Source organism: Kineococcus gurbantunggutensis (assembly GCF_050871925.1).
Classification (GTDB): domain Bacteria; phylum Actinomycetota; class Actinomycetes; order Actinomycetales; family Kineococcaceae; genus Kineococcus.
Genome location: NZ_JBJLSG010000003.1, coordinates 13402 through 30988, shown reverse-complemented (window position 1 = coordinate 30988; position 17587 = coordinate 13402). Strand labels below are relative to the sequence as shown.

The window sequence follows — 17587 nt, the reverse complement described above, 5'->3', positions numbered from 1 at the left end:
AGATCGGACAGTCCCGGCCGTGCGGGGATAGCCGGGTGGGGTGGCCGCACGGGGAAGAGTATCCGTTTACGGCCGCTGGATCCCCTCAAAAGTGCGCAGGACCTCGAGCGCATGGGCAGTCGGGTCATAGGGAGGGTTGCCGATGCTCCGTGTGATGGGCGTGCTGGTCACCGGCTCCCACAGCTCGCCGGTGTTGCCGGCCGCCAGCGCCAGAAGGGCGTCACGGACGGACGTGTCACGCACGGCCTGCTCACCGCTGCGGCCGGGGCGTTCTTGGCCCACGATCCCGTACATCTCGGTACCGTGCACGGCGTGCGAACCTTCGACCGGGCCGACGGCGAGCAGGTAGGCGTTACCGCCGGCGGCGGCGTGGGTGAGCGCGGCCCGAGCCGCAGGCAGGGTGTAGAGGTAATCGGTGAGCAGCGCCCCGCGGACCTCGACGGGAGAGCGGCCCCCGGTGTTGTAGGCCTCGACGATCTGGTGGGCGCGGCTGCGGGGAATGCGCGAAGTGATCACGAGTTCCTCGACGAGGTTGTCGAGGCTGCCAGGATCGAAGTCGGCCGTCTTGTTGATGACCCACCAGTCCCCTTCGTGGGTCGCGGTGCTGAACAGGATGTCGATGTCGCGGTGGCGACCTGACGCCAGCACGTGCAACGGGGTGTCTTGAAGGACCGCACCGGGCTGGGTGCGGTCGTCGACGACGCCGAGGGTGGTGTTGTCGGCGCCGTTTCGGTCGCCGATGTCGCGGGGGCCGACCTTGGTGAGCGTCTCGGCGAGCAGGTGGGCGTCGAGGGTGAGCAGCCGTTCGGGGTCGTTGCTGATGCCCAGTTCCGTCAAGAACTTCACGGCAAGCTCTTCAGCCCACCAGGCCGGCACGATGCGCGAGGCGCCACCAGAGAACGCTGCCAGGCGGGAGTACAGGCCGTCGGCGCTGGGAGCAGCGAGGAGGGCGGCGGCGGAGAAGGCGCCGGCGCTGTGGCCGGTGACCGTGACGTTGGCGGGGTCGCCGCCGAAGCGGGCGATGTTCTCCTGCACCCACCGGAGCGCGGTGATCATGTCCTGCAGGCCGAGGTTGGTCGCTTCCTCCAGCGCGCCGCCGTACTGCGACAGCGAGAGCCACCCGAACGGGCCGAGGCGGTAGTTCAAGGAAACGCCGACCGCCTGCCCGGTCGCTGCCAGACCGGCGGCGTTCGAGGTGGTCTGGGTGTTGGAGCCGAGCTCGAACCCACCGCCGAAGATGTAGACGACCACGGGGAGCGGCCCGTCGGCAGGGATCTGGGGTTCTTCGGGCGCCCAGACGTTGAGGTTCAGGCAGTCCTCGCTGAACCCGTTCTCGGCTCCCAGCCAGCTCGTGTCACCGGCTTGCAGTGGCGCCGGTCCCTGCTGGTCGTAGGGCTGGTCGGGGTCGAACGGCAGCAGGGTGGGGCGGCGGAAGCGTCCGGCCGTCGCGTAGGGGATGCCCAGCCAGGAGCGCACGGGGCGCCTCGTGGCGGTCTTGGTCATGTGTGGGTTCCCTTCCGGTGGTGGTTCGGTCGCCGTGCGGGCGATTGGGTCGCTATCGGTTGTGGCGTGCCGCAGCTGCGTGGCGTGGCCGTTCGGTGGTGCGGCGCCCCCTGTCCGTGGCTGGTGAGCTCTGGCAGCGGTGATGAGCCCTGGCTCACGCCGACCTCTTCGGCAACCGGTCGGTGACGAGGTCGTAGGAGTCCTGCACGAGCTCCTTGACCAGTTGCCGGGTGACCCCGCGGCCGGCACCGACGGAGATCCAGTGCTGCTTGTCCAGGTAGCGCCCTCGGGTGATCGAGTCGTGCTCGCGCCGCAGCCCGTCCGCTCGGTGCGGGTCGGCCTTCACCGTGATGATCTGCGCATCCGGGTCGTCGTCGGTCACGATGAGGAACACCTTGCCCCCAGCCTTCCACACCTCCAGGTGGGCGGTGAACGGGCGTCCGTTGCTGACATCGGCCAGCGCCTGAGCGGTCTCGCGGGCAACCTGCTGCAGCTGCGAACCCGACAGGCTCACCGCTCACCCCGGCCGAAGGCCGCAGGATCGACTGGTCGCTGTGGGCGGGGGAGCTTTTCCACGACCAGCAGGTAGGACTCGGTGACCAGGTCGTCGATCAGGGACGGGTCGATGGATCCGCCGGGGTGCACGGTGATCCAGTGCTGCTTGTTCATGTGGTAGCCCGCAGTGATGTCCTCGTGCTCGCTGCGCAAGGCCTTGGCGTCTTGCGGATCGGCCTTGAGGATCACGATCGGCTCACCGGTCACCGCGGTCATGAGCATGAAGACCTTGCCCTTGACCTTGTAGACGTCCCACTCCGGGCCGAAGGAGTGCCCCACACCGGCCCCGGGGAGCTCCTGGGCGCGTGCGCGTGCTTGTTGCTGCACCCTCTCGTCGAACACCGTTGCGTCCTGCGCGGTCTCGTCTTGCGCCATCTTCTCCTGCATCACCCCTCCTTGCTCCACACCGCACCAGAAGTATGTACCCTGGTACGTACTTACGCTGACAGGAGGACCGTGCGCAAGGGCAAGCCGAACGACCCGCAACGCCGGGCCCGCATCTTGCACGCCACGCTCGCCGTGATCGGCGAGGAGGGTGTGCATGCGACCTCCCACCGGCGCGTCGCGGCCCGAGCAGAGGTCCCGCTGGGGTCGATGACGTACTACTTCGCTGACCTCGAGACGCTGATCGTCACCGCCTTCGAGACCCTGCGCGCCGGGCTGCAGCCGCTGTACGCGACCCCGCTGCACGAGGCGCGCACCCAGAACGAGGCGATCGAGGCGCTCGTGGCGGCAACGTGCGGGGCGAGCAGCCCGAGCCGGCACGCCATTCGCCTGTACACGGAGATGTACCACTACGCAGGGCGCAGCCCGCGCGTGGCCGAGCTCGTCCGCAGCTTGCAGGAGGAGTCGCTGGAGGTCTTGCGGCACCGCTTCTCCGATTCGGCGGCCCGGGCCGTCGACGCCCTCATCTGGGGGTGGTGGACCTACCGCTCGTTCCACGACACGCCGTTGGACGAGGGGATGGTCCACCGCGCCTTCTGGGCCCTCGTCACCGACCTGGCCGACGACACGGGCGTCGGCAGCGCACGGCCTACGGCCGCCCAGCACGGAGCGCGACCCGGAGCGAGCGAGGAACCTGAGGACACAGCACAAGGGCCGCCCCGATCGAGGAACCCGTCGAGGAGAGCGACATGACCATTCCTATGACAACCCAGGACAAGACCCCGGCGGTGATGCGAGCGGTCGTCGTCACCCGACCGGGCGGGGTGGAGGCGCTGGAGGTCCGCGACGTACCGATCCCGGCGCGCGGGCCGGGCTGGGTCCGCATCGCCGTAAAGGCGTTCGGTGTCAACGAGTCCGAAGTGAGCACCCGCCGGGGCGAGTCGGACGCCGAGGTCACCTACCCACGGATCCCTGGCATCGAGGCCGTCGGGGTGGTCGACGACGCGGACCAGGACAGCGCCCTGCGCCCGGGCCAGCAGGTGGCGACCATGATGGGCGGGATGGGCCGATCGTTCGACGGGTCCTACGCCCAGTACGTCACGGTTCCCGAAACGCAAGTCATCCCCTTCGAAAGCGCCCTTCCGTGGGAAGTCATCGGCGCGCTGCCCGAGATGGTCCAGACCGCCGCCGGGTCGCTGAGCACCGGCCTGAACCTCCGAGCGGGTCAGACCCTGTTGATCCGCGGAGGCACCTCCACCGTGGGGTTGACCGCCGCCGCGCTGGCCAAGCAGGTCGGTGCCACGGTCATCGCCACCACGCGTCACGCCCGCCGCGCCGACGACCTGCGCGCGGTCGGCGTCGACCACCCGATCACCGACGACGGCGCGATCACCCACGCCGTCCGAGCCCTCGTCCCGGACGGCGTGGATGCTGCGCTGGAGCTGGTGGGCTGCACCTCTCTGGCGGACACGCTGGCGTGCGTGCGCGTGCACGGCACGGCGTGCTTCACCGGTGCCCTTGCCGGGGGCTGGAGCGTCCGCGACTTCAGCCCCTTCATGATCCCCAAGGGCGTACGGCTGACCAGCTACGCAGGCGACGCGACCGACCTGCCGCCCCAGGCGCTCCAGCGCCACCTGCGGGCCATCGCCGGGGGCGAGCTCACGGTGGCGATCGCGAAGGTCTACCGCGGACTGGAGCAGGTCCATGCTGCCCATGCAGGCCTGGAGTCGGGCACGGGCACCGGCAAGCACGTCGTTGTTCTCGACCATCGACCCAGGTGACTTGCTGCCTGAACGCCCGGCACGCTGCTGGTGTGAGTCGTGACGACTCGATGCCGCCACAGCGCGCCGGGTACGTTCGTGCCGATCAACCACCCCGCACCGCCTGGGTAGCGGATGCACTCAGGCGCGCACGGGCTGCAGCGCCGCCGTGCGCAGCGGCGGGACGACGGGCTTGACGACGCCCAGCAGCGACTCCGCCACCCGTACGACCTGCTCGGAGTACCCGCGCTCGTTGTCGTACCAGACGTAGAGCACGACGTTCGCGCTCGCGGCCCCGTCGGCGCCGGCGATGGTGGCCAGCGCGTCGACCACCCCGGTCTTGCGGGTGCCCACGAAGTCGGTGGAGACCACCTCGGGGGAGTCCACGTAGTCGATCTGGTCCTGCAGCGCCGACTCCAGCGACATCGCCCGCAGGTGCTCGTTGAGCTGCGCCCTGCTCACCTCCTGCGCCAGGGTGAGGTTCAGGATCGCCAGGGAGACGTCCGGGGTGGGCACCCGGATGGAGTTCCCGGTGAGCTTGCCGGCCAGTTCGGGCAGCGCCTTGGCCACGGCACTGGCCGCTCCGGTCTCGGTGAGCACCATGTTCAGCACCGCCGAGCGCCCGCGCCGGTCGCCGCGGTGGAAGTTGTCGATGAGGTTCTGGTCGTTGGTGAAGGAGTGCACCGTCTCCACGTGCCCGTGCACCACCCCGAAGCGGTCGTTGACGGCCTTGAGCACGGGGGTGATGGCGTTGGTGGTGCACGAGGCCGCCGAGACGACCCGGTCCCGCTCGGTGATCGTGCCCTCGTTGATGCCGTGCACGACGTTCTTCACCGCGCCCTTGCCCGGGGCGGTCAGCAGCACCCGCGCCGCGCCGGGGCTGCGCAGGTGCCGGGACAGGCCCTCCTCGTCGCGCCAGGTGCCGGTGTTGTCGATGACCAGGGCGTCGCGGATGCCGTGGCGGGCGTAGTCCACGCCCGCGGGGTCGTCGGAGTGGATCACCTGGATCGCCGTGCCGTTGGCGACGATCCGTCGGCCCTGCTCGTCGACGGTGATGGTGCCGGCGAACGCGCCGTGCACGGAGTCGCGGCGCAGCAGGGCGGCGCGCTTGACGAGGTCGTCGGCCGAACCGCGGCGCACCACGATCGCGCGCAGGCGCAGCCCGTGCGGGTCGTCGCCGCGCTCGAGCAGGATCCGCGCCACCAGCCGGCCGATGCGCCCGAAGCCGTAGAGCACCACGTCCTGCCCACCTGGTGACCTCCCGGAGCCGGGCGCCGGGTCGGTCAGCACCGGTGCCAGCGCGGTGCGCACGCGCTGCTCCAGATCGTCGGCACGGCTGCGCCGGCTGTAATCGGCACCGTCACCCCTGAGCGCGGGTGCACCCAGGCGTGCCAGGTCCACCGCGGCCGGGCCGGGAGCAAGCCGGCACACGGTGCGCAGCAGCTCCAGACTGGTCTCCAAGGGCAGCTCGACGTCGTCCACGCGGCGGGCGAAGCGGTGGGCCTTGACGATCCCGGTGACCGACTTGCCCACCAGGGAACGGCCGTGGACGGTGGCCACGACGCCGTGGTCGCGGTACAGGCGCCCGATGAGGGGCACCATCGCCTCGGCCAGCGCCAGCTTCGTCGACCAGTTCTGGGTGCTCACGTCGCTCTCCTCATCGGTTCCTCGGTTCCTCGGGGCATCGGTTCCTCGGGGCGTCGGTGGCCGGGTGCGCTCGGTGGTGCGTTCCGGTCGCGGGCCGCGCACGCTGGTGCTACTGGCTCTGCTCGTCCGGCTCCGCTCGTCCGACCTCACCCGCACGGGTCGGGTGGTCGGTGCGCGGGGGCGGTGCTCAGGAGGTGAGCACCGGCTGCGCGCTGGCGCTCGGGTGGGCGAGGTCCTGCGCCAGGCGTGCGCCGACCTCGTGCAGCACCTGCAGGGTGATGACCGGCTCCGTGGCGGTGTCGCGTCCGGCGAGCTGGCTGATGCTGTGCACCTGGCTGATGCCCAGGCGGTGCAGGTCCTCGACAGGCACGTCGCAGCGGCCCACGACCGCGATGACCGGGCGGGGAGCGGAGCGGGCGGCGACGGCTTGCGGCAGCTTGCCACCGGCGGTCTGGGCATCCAGTCGTCCTTCGCCGGTGATGACCACGTCGCAGCCGGCCACGGCCTCCTCGAAGCCGAGCAGGTCCAGGAAGTACTGCGCGCCGGAGGTCTGCCGGCCACCCAGCAGCATCCCGGCCCAGCCCAGCCCGCCGGCGGCACCCGCGCCGGGGAAGGCGGCCAGGTCCGCGGCGCGGGCCCACCCGGCGCCGGTGAGGGTGTGCACGAAGTGGCGCAACCCGGCCTCGGTGCTGCTCAGCTGCTGGCCGCTCAGGCCCTTCTGCGGACCGAAGACGGCCGCGGCGCCGCGCGGGCCGCACAACGGGTTGTCCACGTCGGTGGCCAGCACCAGCTCGCTGCCGCGCAGCTGCACCATCCCGCAGGGGTCCACCTCGCGCACCAGCGGCAGGGAGGCGGCGGTGGGCGCCAGCACCACGCCGCGCTCGTCGAGGAAGCGGGCTCCCAGGGCGTGCAGGAAGCCGATGCCGCCGTCGGTGGTGCTGCTGCCGCCCAGCGCCAGCACGATGCGGCGCGCCCCCAGCTCCTGCGCACGCAGCACGGCGGTGCCCACCGCTTGGCTCGAGCGCCGCAGCGCCGGCAGGCCGGCTTCGGGGGTGGACAGCCCGCAGGTGCCGGCGACCTCGACCACCGCGGTGGCGCTGGAGCGCTGCAGCGCCAGGTCGGCGCTGCGTCCGCCCGTCAGCTGGATCGCCACCCGTTCGAAGCCGGCGGCCACGGCCGCCTCGATGCTGCCGTCCCCGCCGTCGGCCAGCGGCAGCTCGTGCACGTGCGCTCCCGCTGCCGCCAGGCCTGCGCCGATCGCGCGGGCGACGCGGGCTGCGGACAGGCTGCCCTTGAACTTGTCCGGGGCGATGAGCACCCGCACGGGCTCGTCCTGAGCATGCACCCCGCTCACACCCGGCTGCCCAGCGTCGGCTCCACCGCGACGCTGGGCGGGGAGAGCACGGTGGAGGCCGGCGTGCTGCCAGCGGCGGTGTTGCCGGCGGCGTTGCCGGCGGCGTTGCCGGCGGTGGCGCCCCGCTGCCCGTCCCGGTCCTGCAGCTCCTGGTCCAGCTCCGCGTCCAGCTCGGCGTCCTCGAGCTGCAGGGCCGGCACGTCCTCGCGGTTGAGCACCGCGCGCAGGCGCTGCAGGTCCAGGGTGCGGTCCCAGCGGGCGATGATGAGGGTGGCCACGGCGTTGCCGCAGAAGTTCACCAGGGCCCGGCACTCGGACATGAACTTGTCGATGCCGAAGATGAGCATGATGCCCACCGCCGGCACGGTGCCCACGGTGCTCAGCGTGGCGGTCAGGGCGATGAAGCCGCCTCCGGCCACGCCTGCGGCGCCCTTGGAGGTCAGCAGCATCACCGCCAGCAAGCCCAGCTGGTCGGTGAGGCTCAGGTCGGTGTTGGTGGCCTGGGCGATGTAGACCGCGGCCAGGGACAGGTAGATGGCCGCGCCGTCGAGGTTGAAGCTGTAGCCGGTGGGCACCACCAGACCGACGGTGGACTTCTTCACCCCGGCGTGCTCGAGCTTCTTCATCAGCAGCGGCAGGGCCGGCTCGGCGGTGGAGGTGCCCAGCACCAGCACCAGTTCATCGCGTAGGTAGCGCAGCAGCTTGAAGATGTTCACCCGCAAGAAGGCCGCCAGCGCCCCGCCCAGGACGACGACGACGAAGAGGGCGGAGGTGATGTAGAACAGGGCCACCAGGCTGCCCAGGCTGGTCAGGGTCTGCAGCCCGAACTGCCCGATGGCGTAGGCCATGGCGCCGAAGGCGCCCAGCGGTGCGGCCTTCATGATGAAGCCGAGGACCTTGAAGATCACCTTGATGAGGCGCTCGACCATGTCCAGGACCGGTTTGCCGGTGCGGCCCACGGCGTTCAAGGCGATGCCGGCCAACACGGCCATGAAGATGATCTGCAGGATGTCGACCTCGACGAAGGGGGCGATGGCGCTCTCGGGCACGATGTGCACGAGCACCTCCCACCAGGCGCGCTCCTCGCCGGCTTCGATGTAGCCGCTGACGTTGTCGTTGACCGCGATCGTGGAGACGTCGGCGTTGACCCCGTCGCCGAGGCGGAAGAGGTTGATGGCGACCAGGCCGAAGAGCATCGCCAGCAGGGTGCCGATCTGGAAGTAGCCCAGCGCCTTCAGGCCGGTGACGCCCACCGACTTCAGGTCCGCGACCCCGGCGATGCCGGCCACGATGGTCAAGAAGACGACCGGGCCGATGAGCATCTTCATCGCGGAGATGAAGGTGGTGCCGATGGGCTCCATCGCCTTGCCGGTCTCCGGCGCCCAGGCCCCCAGCGCGATGCCCAGGACGATGGCGACGATGACGTGGAAGTACAGCTGCCGGTACCAGGGCCGGCGCGGTGCGGCCACGGCGTGCTGGCCGGTCGCGGAGGGCTGTGCCATGAGCAACCTCGCTCTGGTCGCGGAGCGCCGACGTTGGCGATCTCCTCGGGTGCCCCCACGATGGCCGAGGGACACCGGACCCGTCCAAGACCTGCTACCGAGGACCCCTATAGGCTGCCCCTATCGGTCCTGGGCGCAGACCGCAGCACTGGGCAGGCGCCGACCGCGCTGGTGCCTGTGCCCGGCGCTGCTCGTGCCGCAGGTGCTCGCCGGACGGGTGCTCACCAGATCCGGCAGGCGCGGGGACGGGGTGAGGACGAGGAGGTCGGTGTGGAACCGCGACAGCTGACGTACTTCCTGGCCATCGTCGAGCACGGCGGCTTCGGGCGGGCCGCGGAGCACCTGCACGTGGCCCAGCCCTCGCTCTCGCAGTCCATCGCCGCGCTCGAGCGCGAGCTGGGCGTCAAGCTCTTCCACCGCGTCGGGCGCGGGGCCGTGCTCAGCGACGCCGGCACCGAGCTGATCGCCCCGGCCCGGCGGGTGCTGCGCGATCTGGAAGCGGCCAAGGCGGCGGCACGCTCGGTGACCGGCCTGCGGCAGGGCACCGTGCACCTGTCCACGATGCCCTCACCCGGTCTGGAGCCGCTGACCTCCATGATCGCTAAGTTTGCGCGGGCGCACCCGGCCATCGTGCTCTCCGTCGACGGCGCCTTCGGGCCCGAGGAGGTCATCGAGGCCGTGCGCTCGGGGTCGGCGGAGATCGGCCTGCTGGGCACCGCCGAGCCGCCGCGCGTGCCCGGCCTGCAGGTGGTGCCCCTGGAGGCCCAGCCGCTGGTGCTGATCTCCCCGCCGGAGGCCGAGCTGCCCACGGCGCGCCACGACGGCGCACAGGTGCGCCTGGTCGACCTGCCGGACCTTCGCCTGATCGTCTCCCAGCGCGGCAGCCTCATGCGCCGCCTGGTCGACGACACCCTGGCCCACGGCGCCAGCGCGCACATCGCCGTGGAGCTGGCGCACCGCACCTCCATCCTGCCGTTGGTGCTCGCCGGCGTCGGTCACGCCGTCATGCCCTCCTCGTGGACCCTGCTGGCCGAGCGCGCCGGAGCGCAGGTGCACGCCATCCACCCCCTCACGCACCTGCACATCGCCTTGCTGCACCGCGCCGACGACCTGACGCCGGCCGCGAATGCGTTCCTGACCACCGTGGCCACGGCGCAGGCGCCGGTCGCCGGTGCACGGCGCAGCGGACCGGCCGCCCGGGCGACCACCCGGCCGACCACCAGGCCAGCCACTTGACCCACCACACATAGGCACTGCCTATGCACGGCATCGGCAGCGCGTCTTGGACGCAGCCGCCGCCCGGGGCCTTCACTGGCAGCACGGCACCACGGCACCGCCGCCGATCCCGATGGAGGACCCCCGCCATGACCACCCAGACCTTCCGCATCGCCGCAATCCCCGCCGACGGGGTCGGGCAGGAAGTCGTCGCCGCCGGCCGCCGCGTCCTGGACGCGATCGCCGGCGCCTCGCACGGGAAGTTCGCCTTCGCCTGGCAGGAGTTCCCTTGGGGCGCGGACTTCTACGCCCGCACCGGCACGATGATGGACGAGGACGGCCTGGAGCAGCTGAAGGACTTCGACGCCATCTACTTCGGCGCTGTCGGCTGGCCCAGCGTGCCCGACCACATCAGCCTGTGGGGCCTGCGGCTGAAGATCTGCCAGGGCTTCGACCAGTGGGCCAACGTGCGCCCGGTCACCTTCCTGCCCGGCGTGCGCAGCCCGTTGCGCAAGGCCGACGAGGTCGAGCTGGACTGGGTCGTGGTCCGCGAGAACAGCGAGGGCGAGTACGCCGGCCTGGGCGGGCGCAACCTGGCCGCCCGCGGTCACGGCGGCGAGGTCGCCATCCAGTCCGCGCTGTTCACCGAGGTCGGCTGCGAGCGCATCATGCGCTTCGCCTTCGACCTGGCCCGCACCCGCGCCCGCCGCAAGGTCTCCAGCGTCACCAAGTCCAACGCCCAGCAGTACGGCATGGTGCTGTGGGACGACGTCTTCAAGCGCGTGGCCGCCGACTACCCCGACGTGGAGACCGAGAGCGTGCTGGTGGACGCGATGTCGGCGAAGTTCGTCCTGCGTCCGGAAGACCTCTCGGTCGTGGTTGCCTCCAACCTCAACGCCGACATCCTCTCCGACCTCGGCAGCGCCCTGGCCGGCAGCCTGGGCCTGGCCTCCAGCGCCAACCTCAACCCCGAACGGCGCTACCCCAGCATGTTCGAGCCCGTGCACGGCTCCGCTCCCGACATCGCCGGGCAAGGCATCTGCAACCCCATCGGCGCCATCGCCAGCGCCGCACTCATGCTCGAGCACTTCGGGCTGGAGACCGAGGCCAAGAACCTGAACCGCGCCATCGAAGCCACCACGGCACAGGGCGTGAGCACACGCGACATCGGCGGCACGGCCACCACCGACGAGGTCACCAACGCACTGATCGCCAACCTCGCCGACTGATTCCATAGGGCTGTCAGGGGCCGCCTACTTGTGAACGTGGCAGCACCCGGGCGCCCTCAGACTGTCAAGGCCTGGGTCTGATGGACGGTGGTAAACGCCCCACCGTCCATCAGACCCAGGCCTTGACAGTTGACCTGCGGCGTTCCCCTGGATCGTCGAAGTATCCGGAGGGGCGAAGCCTTGGCGCGATCGCGTCGCCATCACGACATCGGCCGCGGTCGCGTACCTTCGATTCCAACGTCGCCCGGCTGCACCGTAGTCGCTGTCCGTACTGCTGGGTGAGCAATCCACTACTTCGCGCAAGCGCGGACGCGGTGCTGCCCGACCCGCCGAACCGGCCACCGGCCCGGTCGTCCGCCCACCGGTGCGCTGGCAGGGCTGGCAGCCCGATTCTTTTGGTGTTGGTCAGTGGATCCGGTCGGGCGCCGGGCCAGCTCCTGCGGTGAGCGCACCTGTCACGGCCGACCGGTGGCGGGCTCGAGGCGAGTCGCCGGTGGTGTCAGGCGCCACCGAGCAGCAGACCCTGACGCAGGTCCTCAGCGGTGCGCGCAGTGGAGAACAGCTCTCCCTGCGCGCTCCGCACCCCCCAGCGTCTGAGCACCTGCACCTGCTCATCGCGCTGCACCCCCTCGGCGGTGACGCTGCACCCCGAGCGCAGCGCGAGGTCGATCAGCGAGCGGGCCAGCGCGTCGGCACCCGTGCTGCGCCCCAGGCCGTGCACGAAGGAGCGGTCGATCTTGACCACGTCGGGCTCGAAGCGCTGCAGGTAGTCGGCGTTGGCGTACCCGGTGCCGAAGTCGTCCAGGGCCAGGGCCACCCCCAGGTCCCGGACCTCGCGCACGGCGGTGTCGGCTGCGGACCCGACCTGCGCCAGCGCCGTCTCGGTCAGCTCCAGCACCAGGGCCTCGGCGGGCAGGCCGCTCAGCGCCAGCGCGTCGGTGACCACCTGCACCACGCCCGGATCGCCCAGCTGACGCCCCGAGACGTTGACGGCCACGCGCAGCTGCGCTGCTGCGGGCACCTCGCGGCGCCAGCGGGCGACCTGCTCGCACGCTCGCACCAGCACCTGCCGGCCCAGCGCGACGATCAGGCCGCTGGCCTCGGCCAGCGGCACGAACGCCGCCGGTGCCAGCAGCCCGCGCACCGGGTGCGCCCAGCGCACCAGCGCCTCCACCCCGCTCCAGCGCCGCGAGGGAAGGTCCACCACCGGCTGGTAGTGCACGAGCAGCTCATCGGCGTCGATGCCGGCGCGCAGGCGGCGGGAGTCCAGGAGCACCCGGTGCGAGCCCACCCCGGACAGCACCTCCAGGCGGCGCAGCTCGAGCAGCTCGGCCACCGCCACGGCCAGGTCGCTGAGCACCTGCACCCCGGCCCCGTCGAACTGGCGCGCCTGGCGGTCCAGCACGCACAGCGTGCCCAGCGGCAGGCCGTCACGGCCGATGACCGGGGCGCCGACGTAGGCGCGCACGTGCTCGGGGCCGGTGACCAGGACGTTGTCGGCGAAGCGGGCATCGGCGGTGGCGTCGGGCACCACCACGACCTGCTCGCTGGCCACCACGTGCGCGCAGAAGGAGACCTCGCGCGGGGTCTGGTCCGTCTCGTAGCCCACGACCGCCTGCAGGCCGGTCGCGGACTTGAACCACTGCCGGTCCTCGTCGACCAGGCTGATCAGGGCAGCGGGGGCGCCCAGGGCCCGGGCGGCGGCCGCCGTCACCGCGTCCAGGGAGGGGTCGGCGGCGGTGTCGAGCACCCGGTAGCTGCGCAGGGAGGCCAGCCGCTCACCTTCGCGGGCGTGCAGCGGTGCTGCTGGCACGATAACCTCCTCGCGGCGCTGACCCCGACGCGCAGAACTCCACACCCGCCGGCGCCGGTGCGCCAGCCCTGTGCTGCACCGAGCACGACGCACCCCGCCGATCACCACGTGCACCGGTGGTCGAGGTGGGCTCGGGCCGCATCACCGATGACCGCCGGAAGCGAGGGGTGATCGACCTGCGTCGACACCAGGGGCGCGCCCGAGGAGCGGGCGGGTCCGCCGCGTGCTCCGGTGGCGCCAGGGCCCGATCACGCAGCGGAACTGTCGACGCCGCGCGCGCCGCTGGGTGGTGGGGCGTGCACACCGGTCGCCAGGGCGCCCTGCCACCACCGCGGGCACCGCCCTCAGGCCTGCAGCTGCAGCGCGCTGAGCACGCTGTCGCGGTTGACGTCGTAGCAGCCGCAGGCGTTCGAGCGCAGCTTCTCGCGGTCGGTGATGGTGATGCGTCCTCGCACGTAGGTGATGCACCCCTGCTCGGCGAGGGACCTGGCGACGTGGCTGATGGAGGCGCGGCGCACCGCGAGCATGGTGGCCAGGTAGTCCTGGGTCAGCTCGAACGTCGGGCCGTCGACGCGGTCGGCGATCAGCAGCAGCCAGCGCGCCGCGCGCTGGGGGATGCTGTGCACCCGGTTGCAGGCGCTGTTGCGGGCCAGGTGGGAGAACACCGCGTGGGTGTAACGGCTGAACGCTGCGTGCACGCCGGCGTCGGCGGTGCCCAGCTGGTGCTGGAAGTCCTCGGCACCCATGCGCAGCGCCGCGCCCTTGACCTGGACCACGGCGCGCTCGCAGGCGCGCTCGGCGTGCAGCAGGACAGGGATGCCCACCATGCCCTCGCGGCCGATGGTGACCACCTCCACGCTCTGCCCGCCGTCGAGGTCGACGACCAGGGAGACCATCCCGGCCAGCAGGAAGTACACCTCGCCCACGGCCTGACCGGCCTCGTGCAGCACGTCTCCCAGCTCCAGCGGCACCTCGTGCAGGTGGGGCAGCCAGCGCGCCAGGGTGGGCTCGTCCAGGTGCTCGAGCAGGGCGTTGCGCGCCACTGCCGCGACATCGTGCATGCAGGCACCTTCTCGGGCGTCGTGCAGCTGCTGAGGGCACCTGGCGTGTCTGTGCAGCAAGGGGGCGGTGCAGCGCCTGGGCCGGCCGGCTGCCGCTGCGTGGCGCACAGCATAGGCATGATCTGACACCAGTGCTACACGCAGCGCGACCGAACCGGGCAGGCCGGTGCCCGTTCGGGCGCTGCGGCTCTTCCAGTTGTGTCCGAGCGCCTTCGCTCGTCCTCGCCGCGCCCCGACGGGGGTGGTGCTGCCGCCCGGGGCGCCGTCCGGGGCGCCGTGCCGCTGCCTGCGTCGCCGGATCGCTCCAGCGGTGCACCACAGCCGCACGCACCATCTGCCCGTGTGTGCGCTAGCGAACACATGGGATAGCGTGTACCTCCTGCGCAGTGAGCAGCCACTGCGCAGGATGCCCGGAGCCGGTGCAGCGCTCGACGCAGAGCCCCACAGCTTCACCCTGACCCGTGATCGGGCGCAGGCGGCGTCAGGGCCCGTCGTTCAGGTGGGGAGGGGCGGCACGGCGTCCGCCTCCTCCGGAGGGGGAGCTGCACCGTGACCAGCGACGGTCTCGAGCATGAATCGGTCATCGGCCAGCCGGTGGTGGGCCAGCCGGTGGTGGGCCAGCCGGCGGTGGACCAGCCGGCGGTGGACCAGCCGGCGGTGGACCAGCCGATGGAGGAAGAGCTCGTCGACGTCTTCTTGTGCATGTCCGGGCTGCTGCTCTCGGAGCAGACCGTGGGCAGCGCGCTGGAGCTGGTCACCTCCTTGGCCCACAGCACGCTGCCCAGCACCAGTGCCGCTGCGGTGACCCTGGTCGACGAGCGCGGGCGCAGGACGTCGGTTGCGGCCACGGACCCCCTCGCCGAGCAGGCCGACTCCCTGCAGTACGAGCTGCAAGAGGGCCCGTGCCTGACCGCGCTGGCGCACGAGCGCGTCGTGCGGGTGCACGACGTGGCGCGCGAGCAGCGCTGGCCGCGCTGGTCGCAGGCGGTGCTGCCGCTGCCCGTGCGCGCCAGCCTCACCGTGCCCGTGGTGATCGCCGGCACGTGCATGGGTGCGATCAAGGTCTACGGCCGGCACCCCGGTTCCTACGGCGCCCACGCCGAGCGCGTCCTGACCCTCTTCGCCCAGCAGGCCGGCGTCCTGATCGCCAACATGCAGAGCTTGGAGGACGCCCGGCGGATGAGCCAGGAACTGCAGCAGGCGCTGATCAGCCGCGACACCATCAGCACCGCCAAGGGCATCGTGATGGCCCGCGAGGGCGTGGACGAGGAGAGCGCCTTCGCCCGCCTGGTCCGCACCTCCCAGCGCAGCGGCAAGAAGCTGCACGTGGTGGCCGCCTCGATCGTGCAGGCGGTGCCCCGCCGTGGGCGCTGAACCTGCGGGCACCACCACCGCGCCCGACTGCTCCTGGTGCCGTGATGCACCAGGTGCACCAGGTGCACCAGGTGCGCCAGGTGCGCCCGCACGTGGCTGGGGCGGAAACGACCGGGGTACGAACGATCGGGGCGCGAACGGGTGCGGCGGGAGCGGCCGGTGTGCACGAGGCCCGCGGTGAGCGCCGGCGCGCTGGAGGAGGGGAGTGCCGATCCCACCTCCTTTTCCTCGATCGGGGCGCTGGTGTGCACCGCGGCCGGGGTGGTGCTGCAGGTCAACGACACCGCCGTGGAGCTGCTGGGCCACAGCCGCGCGGCGCTGCTGGGTCGTGACCTGTACTGGCTCATCGCTCCTGAGCACCTGCCGGCCGCCACCGCCGCCTGCGCCGCGATCACGAGCGGTGCCGTGGACGCGGTCGTGCACCAGACCCGGCTGCGCTGTGCCGGCGGCCGCACCAGCGAGGTGCGCCTGACGACCTCGCGCCTGCAGGGCGCGAGCGGGTCGGAACCACGCCTGGTCGTGCACCTGCAGGACGTCAGCGCGCACGAGCACCGCAACCGCCAGCTGCTGCACGCGGCGATGCACGACCCCCTGACCGGGTTGGCCAACCGCGCGAAGTTCCTGCGCGATGTGCACGTGGCCCTGTCCCGTGCGCGGCGCCACGAGCGCCGCGTGGCCCTGCTGTACCTGGACCTGGAGCACTTCAAGGTCGTCAACGACACCCACGGGCACGCCGCGGGCGATGCGGTCCTGCGCGCCTTCGCCGCGCACCTGCGCGCGGTGCTGCGCCCCGGCGACACCCCGGCCCGGTTGGGCGGGGACGAGTTCGCCGTCGTGTGCGAGGACACCGGGCTCGAGCAGGCGCAGCACATCGCGGCCCGGCTGGCCAGCTTCCAGGTGCGCTGGCCCCCGCAGGACCCGCCGCCGCGCACCGCGACAGCGGAGGTCTGCATCACCGTGCGCGCCACGATCGGCATCGCCACCACGCCGGACGCCTCGGGGCAGCACCTGCAGGGCGAGGAGCTCCTGCGTGCAGCGGACAGCGCCATGTACCGGGCCAAGAAGCGAGGGTGAGCACCCCGCTCGGGACAGCACCGCAGCGCCGCAACACCGGTCAGTCACCCGCTCATCGCTCCGCCTCGTTCGACGAGGGGCGCCGGCAGAGGGCGGCCCAGCAGGAGGTGGCCCGGCGGGAGAAGCGCCGGCAGGAGAAGTGTCGGCAGGGGGATGGAGGTGGTGCTGATGGTGGTGCGGGTGCTCGTGCACCCCGGTGGCTCCAGGGTGGCGCACCGGCTCGTCCACGCAGCGCATCGCCGTGGCACGCCTGGAACGCGCGGGATGCGCGGGATGCGCATCGAGCGCGCCAGCGACCTCCAGGAGCTGAGCACCCGCGTTCACCAGCTCGCTGCTGCACCGCCAGCCGCGTGCCTGCTCCTCGTCCCGGGCACCGCGCTCGAGGCCGTCACCCGCCTGCTGACCCCGCTTCCGGGCGTCGTCGCCGGCGGGTCCGGCAGCCCTCACGGGGACCGGCAAGGCAACGGTGCCGGTGGATGGGCTGTACCCGCAGCCGTGGTTGCCGTGCTGCCTGATCGATCGGCGCAGGCCCACCTGGCGGTGGTGTACGCCGGGGCGCTGGGCGTGGTGCACGACCGCATGTCCCTGGGTGAGGTGCTCACGGTGCTCTCCAGCGCGGCGCGCGGTTTCACCGTGGTTCCCCGCCACGTGGCTCGTGCGATGTGCCGACCCCTGCCAGAGGGGCAGGAGGGACAGGCGCCCCGGGTGTCGAGCGAGGAACGCGGGTGGTTGATCCACCTCGCGCGGGGAGGCGCCGTTGCCGAGCTCGTCGCGCACAGCGGGCGGCCCGAACGCGAGCTGTACCGCATGCTCGCAGCCTTGTACCGCCGGTTGGGAGCAGCTGGCCGGAACGAGGCGTTGATCGCGGCCCAGCGCGCAGGACTGCTCTACTGACGTTCACCGGTCCGGTGGATGTGAGGCTCGACGCGTGAGGAAGATGGACGAACCCCGAGCTGGTCGCTAACCACCACTTCTGCCCAGGCGGCTCTATGAACAGGGCACGCCCATCGACGTGGCTACGTAGTCACGAGGCTGCAAGCGCGCGGTGCGCGCGTCCGTCGACTGGCCCGGGGTGCCGGGGTGCCGGGGTGCCGGGGTGCCGGGGTGCCGGTGCGA

Annotated in this window: 15 protein-coding genes; 7 read left to right on the top strand and 8 right to left on the bottom strand. The window is 71.8% G+C overall.

The annotated features are described in order from the left end of the window. Positions 1-66: 66 nt before the first annotated feature. From ACRYR7_RS00815 to ACRYR7_RS00805, 3 genes are all read right to left on the bottom strand, one after another. Entirely contained in the window at positions 67-1503 is a 1437-nt protein-coding gene (locus ACRYR7_RS00815) for a carboxylesterase family protein (protein WP_432570168.1), read from the bottom strand. 154 nt (positions 1504-1657) lie between these two features. Continuing rightward, positions 1658-2017 (bottom strand): MmcQ/YjbR family DNA-binding protein, encoded by a 360-nt coding sequence (locus ACRYR7_RS00810; protein ID WP_432570167.1) that lies wholly within the window; start codon positions 2015-2017, stop codon positions 1658-1660. Then, positions 2014-2445: an MmcQ/YjbR family DNA-binding protein gene (locus ACRYR7_RS00805; protein ID WP_432570166.1), complete on the bottom strand. Its 432-nt coding sequence runs from the start codon at positions 2443-2445 to the stop codon at positions 2014-2016. The genes ACRYR7_RS00810 and ACRYR7_RS00805 overlap by 4 nt, the downstream gene beginning before the upstream one ends. A gap of 69 nt (positions 2446-2514) precedes the next feature. On the opposite strand from ACRYR7_RS00805, the gene ACRYR7_RS00800 reads away from it, so the two are divergent. Both ACRYR7_RS00800 and ACRYR7_RS00795 read left to right on the top strand, forming a co-directional pair. Next, positions 2515-3195, top strand: coding sequence for a TetR/AcrR family transcriptional regulator (locus ACRYR7_RS00800; RefSeq protein ID WP_432570165.1), 681 nt, complete (start codon positions 2515-2517; stop codon positions 3193-3195). A gap of 38 nt (positions 3196-3233) precedes the next feature. After that, positions 3234-4223, top strand: coding sequence for a zinc-binding dehydrogenase (locus tag ACRYR7_RS00795; protein ID WP_432570197.1), 990 nt, complete (start codon positions 3234-3236; stop codon positions 4221-4223). Positions 4224-4343: 120 nt separating this feature from the next. On the opposite strand, the gene ACRYR7_RS00790 is transcribed toward ACRYR7_RS00795, so the two are convergent. The 3 genes from ACRYR7_RS00790 to dctA form a co-directional block, all read right to left on the bottom strand. Further along, positions 4344-5849 carry a glyceraldehyde-3-phosphate dehydrogenase gene (locus ACRYR7_RS00790; protein WP_432570164.1) on the bottom strand — a complete coding sequence of 502 codons (1506 nt, stop codon included), beginning with the start codon at positions 5847-5849 and terminating at the stop codon, positions 4344-4346. Between the two features lie 187 nt (positions 5850-6036). Further along, positions 6037-7203, bottom strand: a complete 1167-nt coding sequence (locus tag ACRYR7_RS00785; protein WP_432570163.1) for a glycerate kinase — start codon at positions 7201-7203, stop codon at positions 6037-6039. After that, positions 7200-8705 carry a C4-dicarboxylate transporter DctA gene (dctA, locus tag ACRYR7_RS00780; RefSeq protein ID WP_432570162.1) on the bottom strand — a complete coding sequence of 502 codons (1506 nt, stop codon included), beginning with the start codon at positions 8703-8705 and terminating at the stop codon, positions 7200-7202. Before dctA ends, ACRYR7_RS00785 begins: the two co-directional genes overlap by 4 nt. A 270-nt stretch (positions 8706-8975) precedes the next feature. Between dctA and ACRYR7_RS00775 the strand changes: the two genes are divergently transcribed. Together ACRYR7_RS00775 and ACRYR7_RS00770 are read left to right on the top strand one after the other, a co-directional pair. Then, complete coding sequence (locus ACRYR7_RS00775; protein WP_432570161.1) at positions 8976-9941, top strand: LysR family transcriptional regulator; 966 nt, start codon at positions 8976-8978, stop codon at positions 9939-9941. Positions 9942-10069: 128 nt separating this feature from the next. Further along, complete coding sequence (locus ACRYR7_RS00770) at positions 10070-11149, top strand: tartrate dehydrogenase (RefSeq protein ID WP_432570160.1); 1080 nt, start codon at positions 10070-10072, stop codon at positions 11147-11149. Between the two features lie 499 nt (positions 11150-11648). Here the strand turns inward: ACRYR7_RS00770 and ACRYR7_RS00765 are convergent, their stop codons facing one another. Both ACRYR7_RS00765 and ACRYR7_RS00760 read right to left on the bottom strand, forming a co-directional pair. Then, complete coding sequence (locus ACRYR7_RS00765) at positions 11649-12962, bottom strand: sensor domain-containing phosphodiesterase (protein ID WP_432570159.1); 1314 nt, start codon at positions 12960-12962, stop codon at positions 11649-11651. 344 nt (positions 12963-13306) lie between these two features. Then, positions 13307-14023 carry a Crp/Fnr family transcriptional regulator gene (locus ACRYR7_RS00760; protein ID WP_432570158.1) on the bottom strand — a complete coding sequence of 239 codons (717 nt, stop codon included), beginning with the start codon at positions 14021-14023 and terminating at the stop codon, positions 13307-13309. Between the two features lie 549 nt (positions 14024-14572). Here ACRYR7_RS00760 and ACRYR7_RS00755 point away from each other — a divergent pair. The 3 genes from ACRYR7_RS00755 (at position 14573) to ACRYR7_RS00745 (ending at position 17365) form a co-directional block, all read left to right on the top strand. After that, complete coding sequence (locus ACRYR7_RS00755; RefSeq protein WP_432570157.1) at positions 14573-15397, top strand: ANTAR domain-containing protein; 825 nt, start codon at positions 14573-14575, stop codon at positions 15395-15397. Positions 15398-15574: 177 nt separating this feature from the next. Then, positions 15575-16471 carry a GGDEF domain-containing protein gene (locus tag ACRYR7_RS00750; protein ID WP_432570156.1) on the top strand — a complete coding sequence of 299 codons (897 nt, stop codon included), beginning with the start codon at positions 15575-15577 and terminating at the stop codon, positions 16469-16471. Positions 16472-16624: 153 nt separating this feature from the next. Then, complete coding sequence (locus tag ACRYR7_RS00745; protein ID WP_432570155.1) at positions 16625-17365, top strand: hypothetical protein; 741 nt, start codon at positions 16625-16627, stop codon at positions 17363-17365. Positions 17366-17587 lie beyond the last annotated feature (222 nt).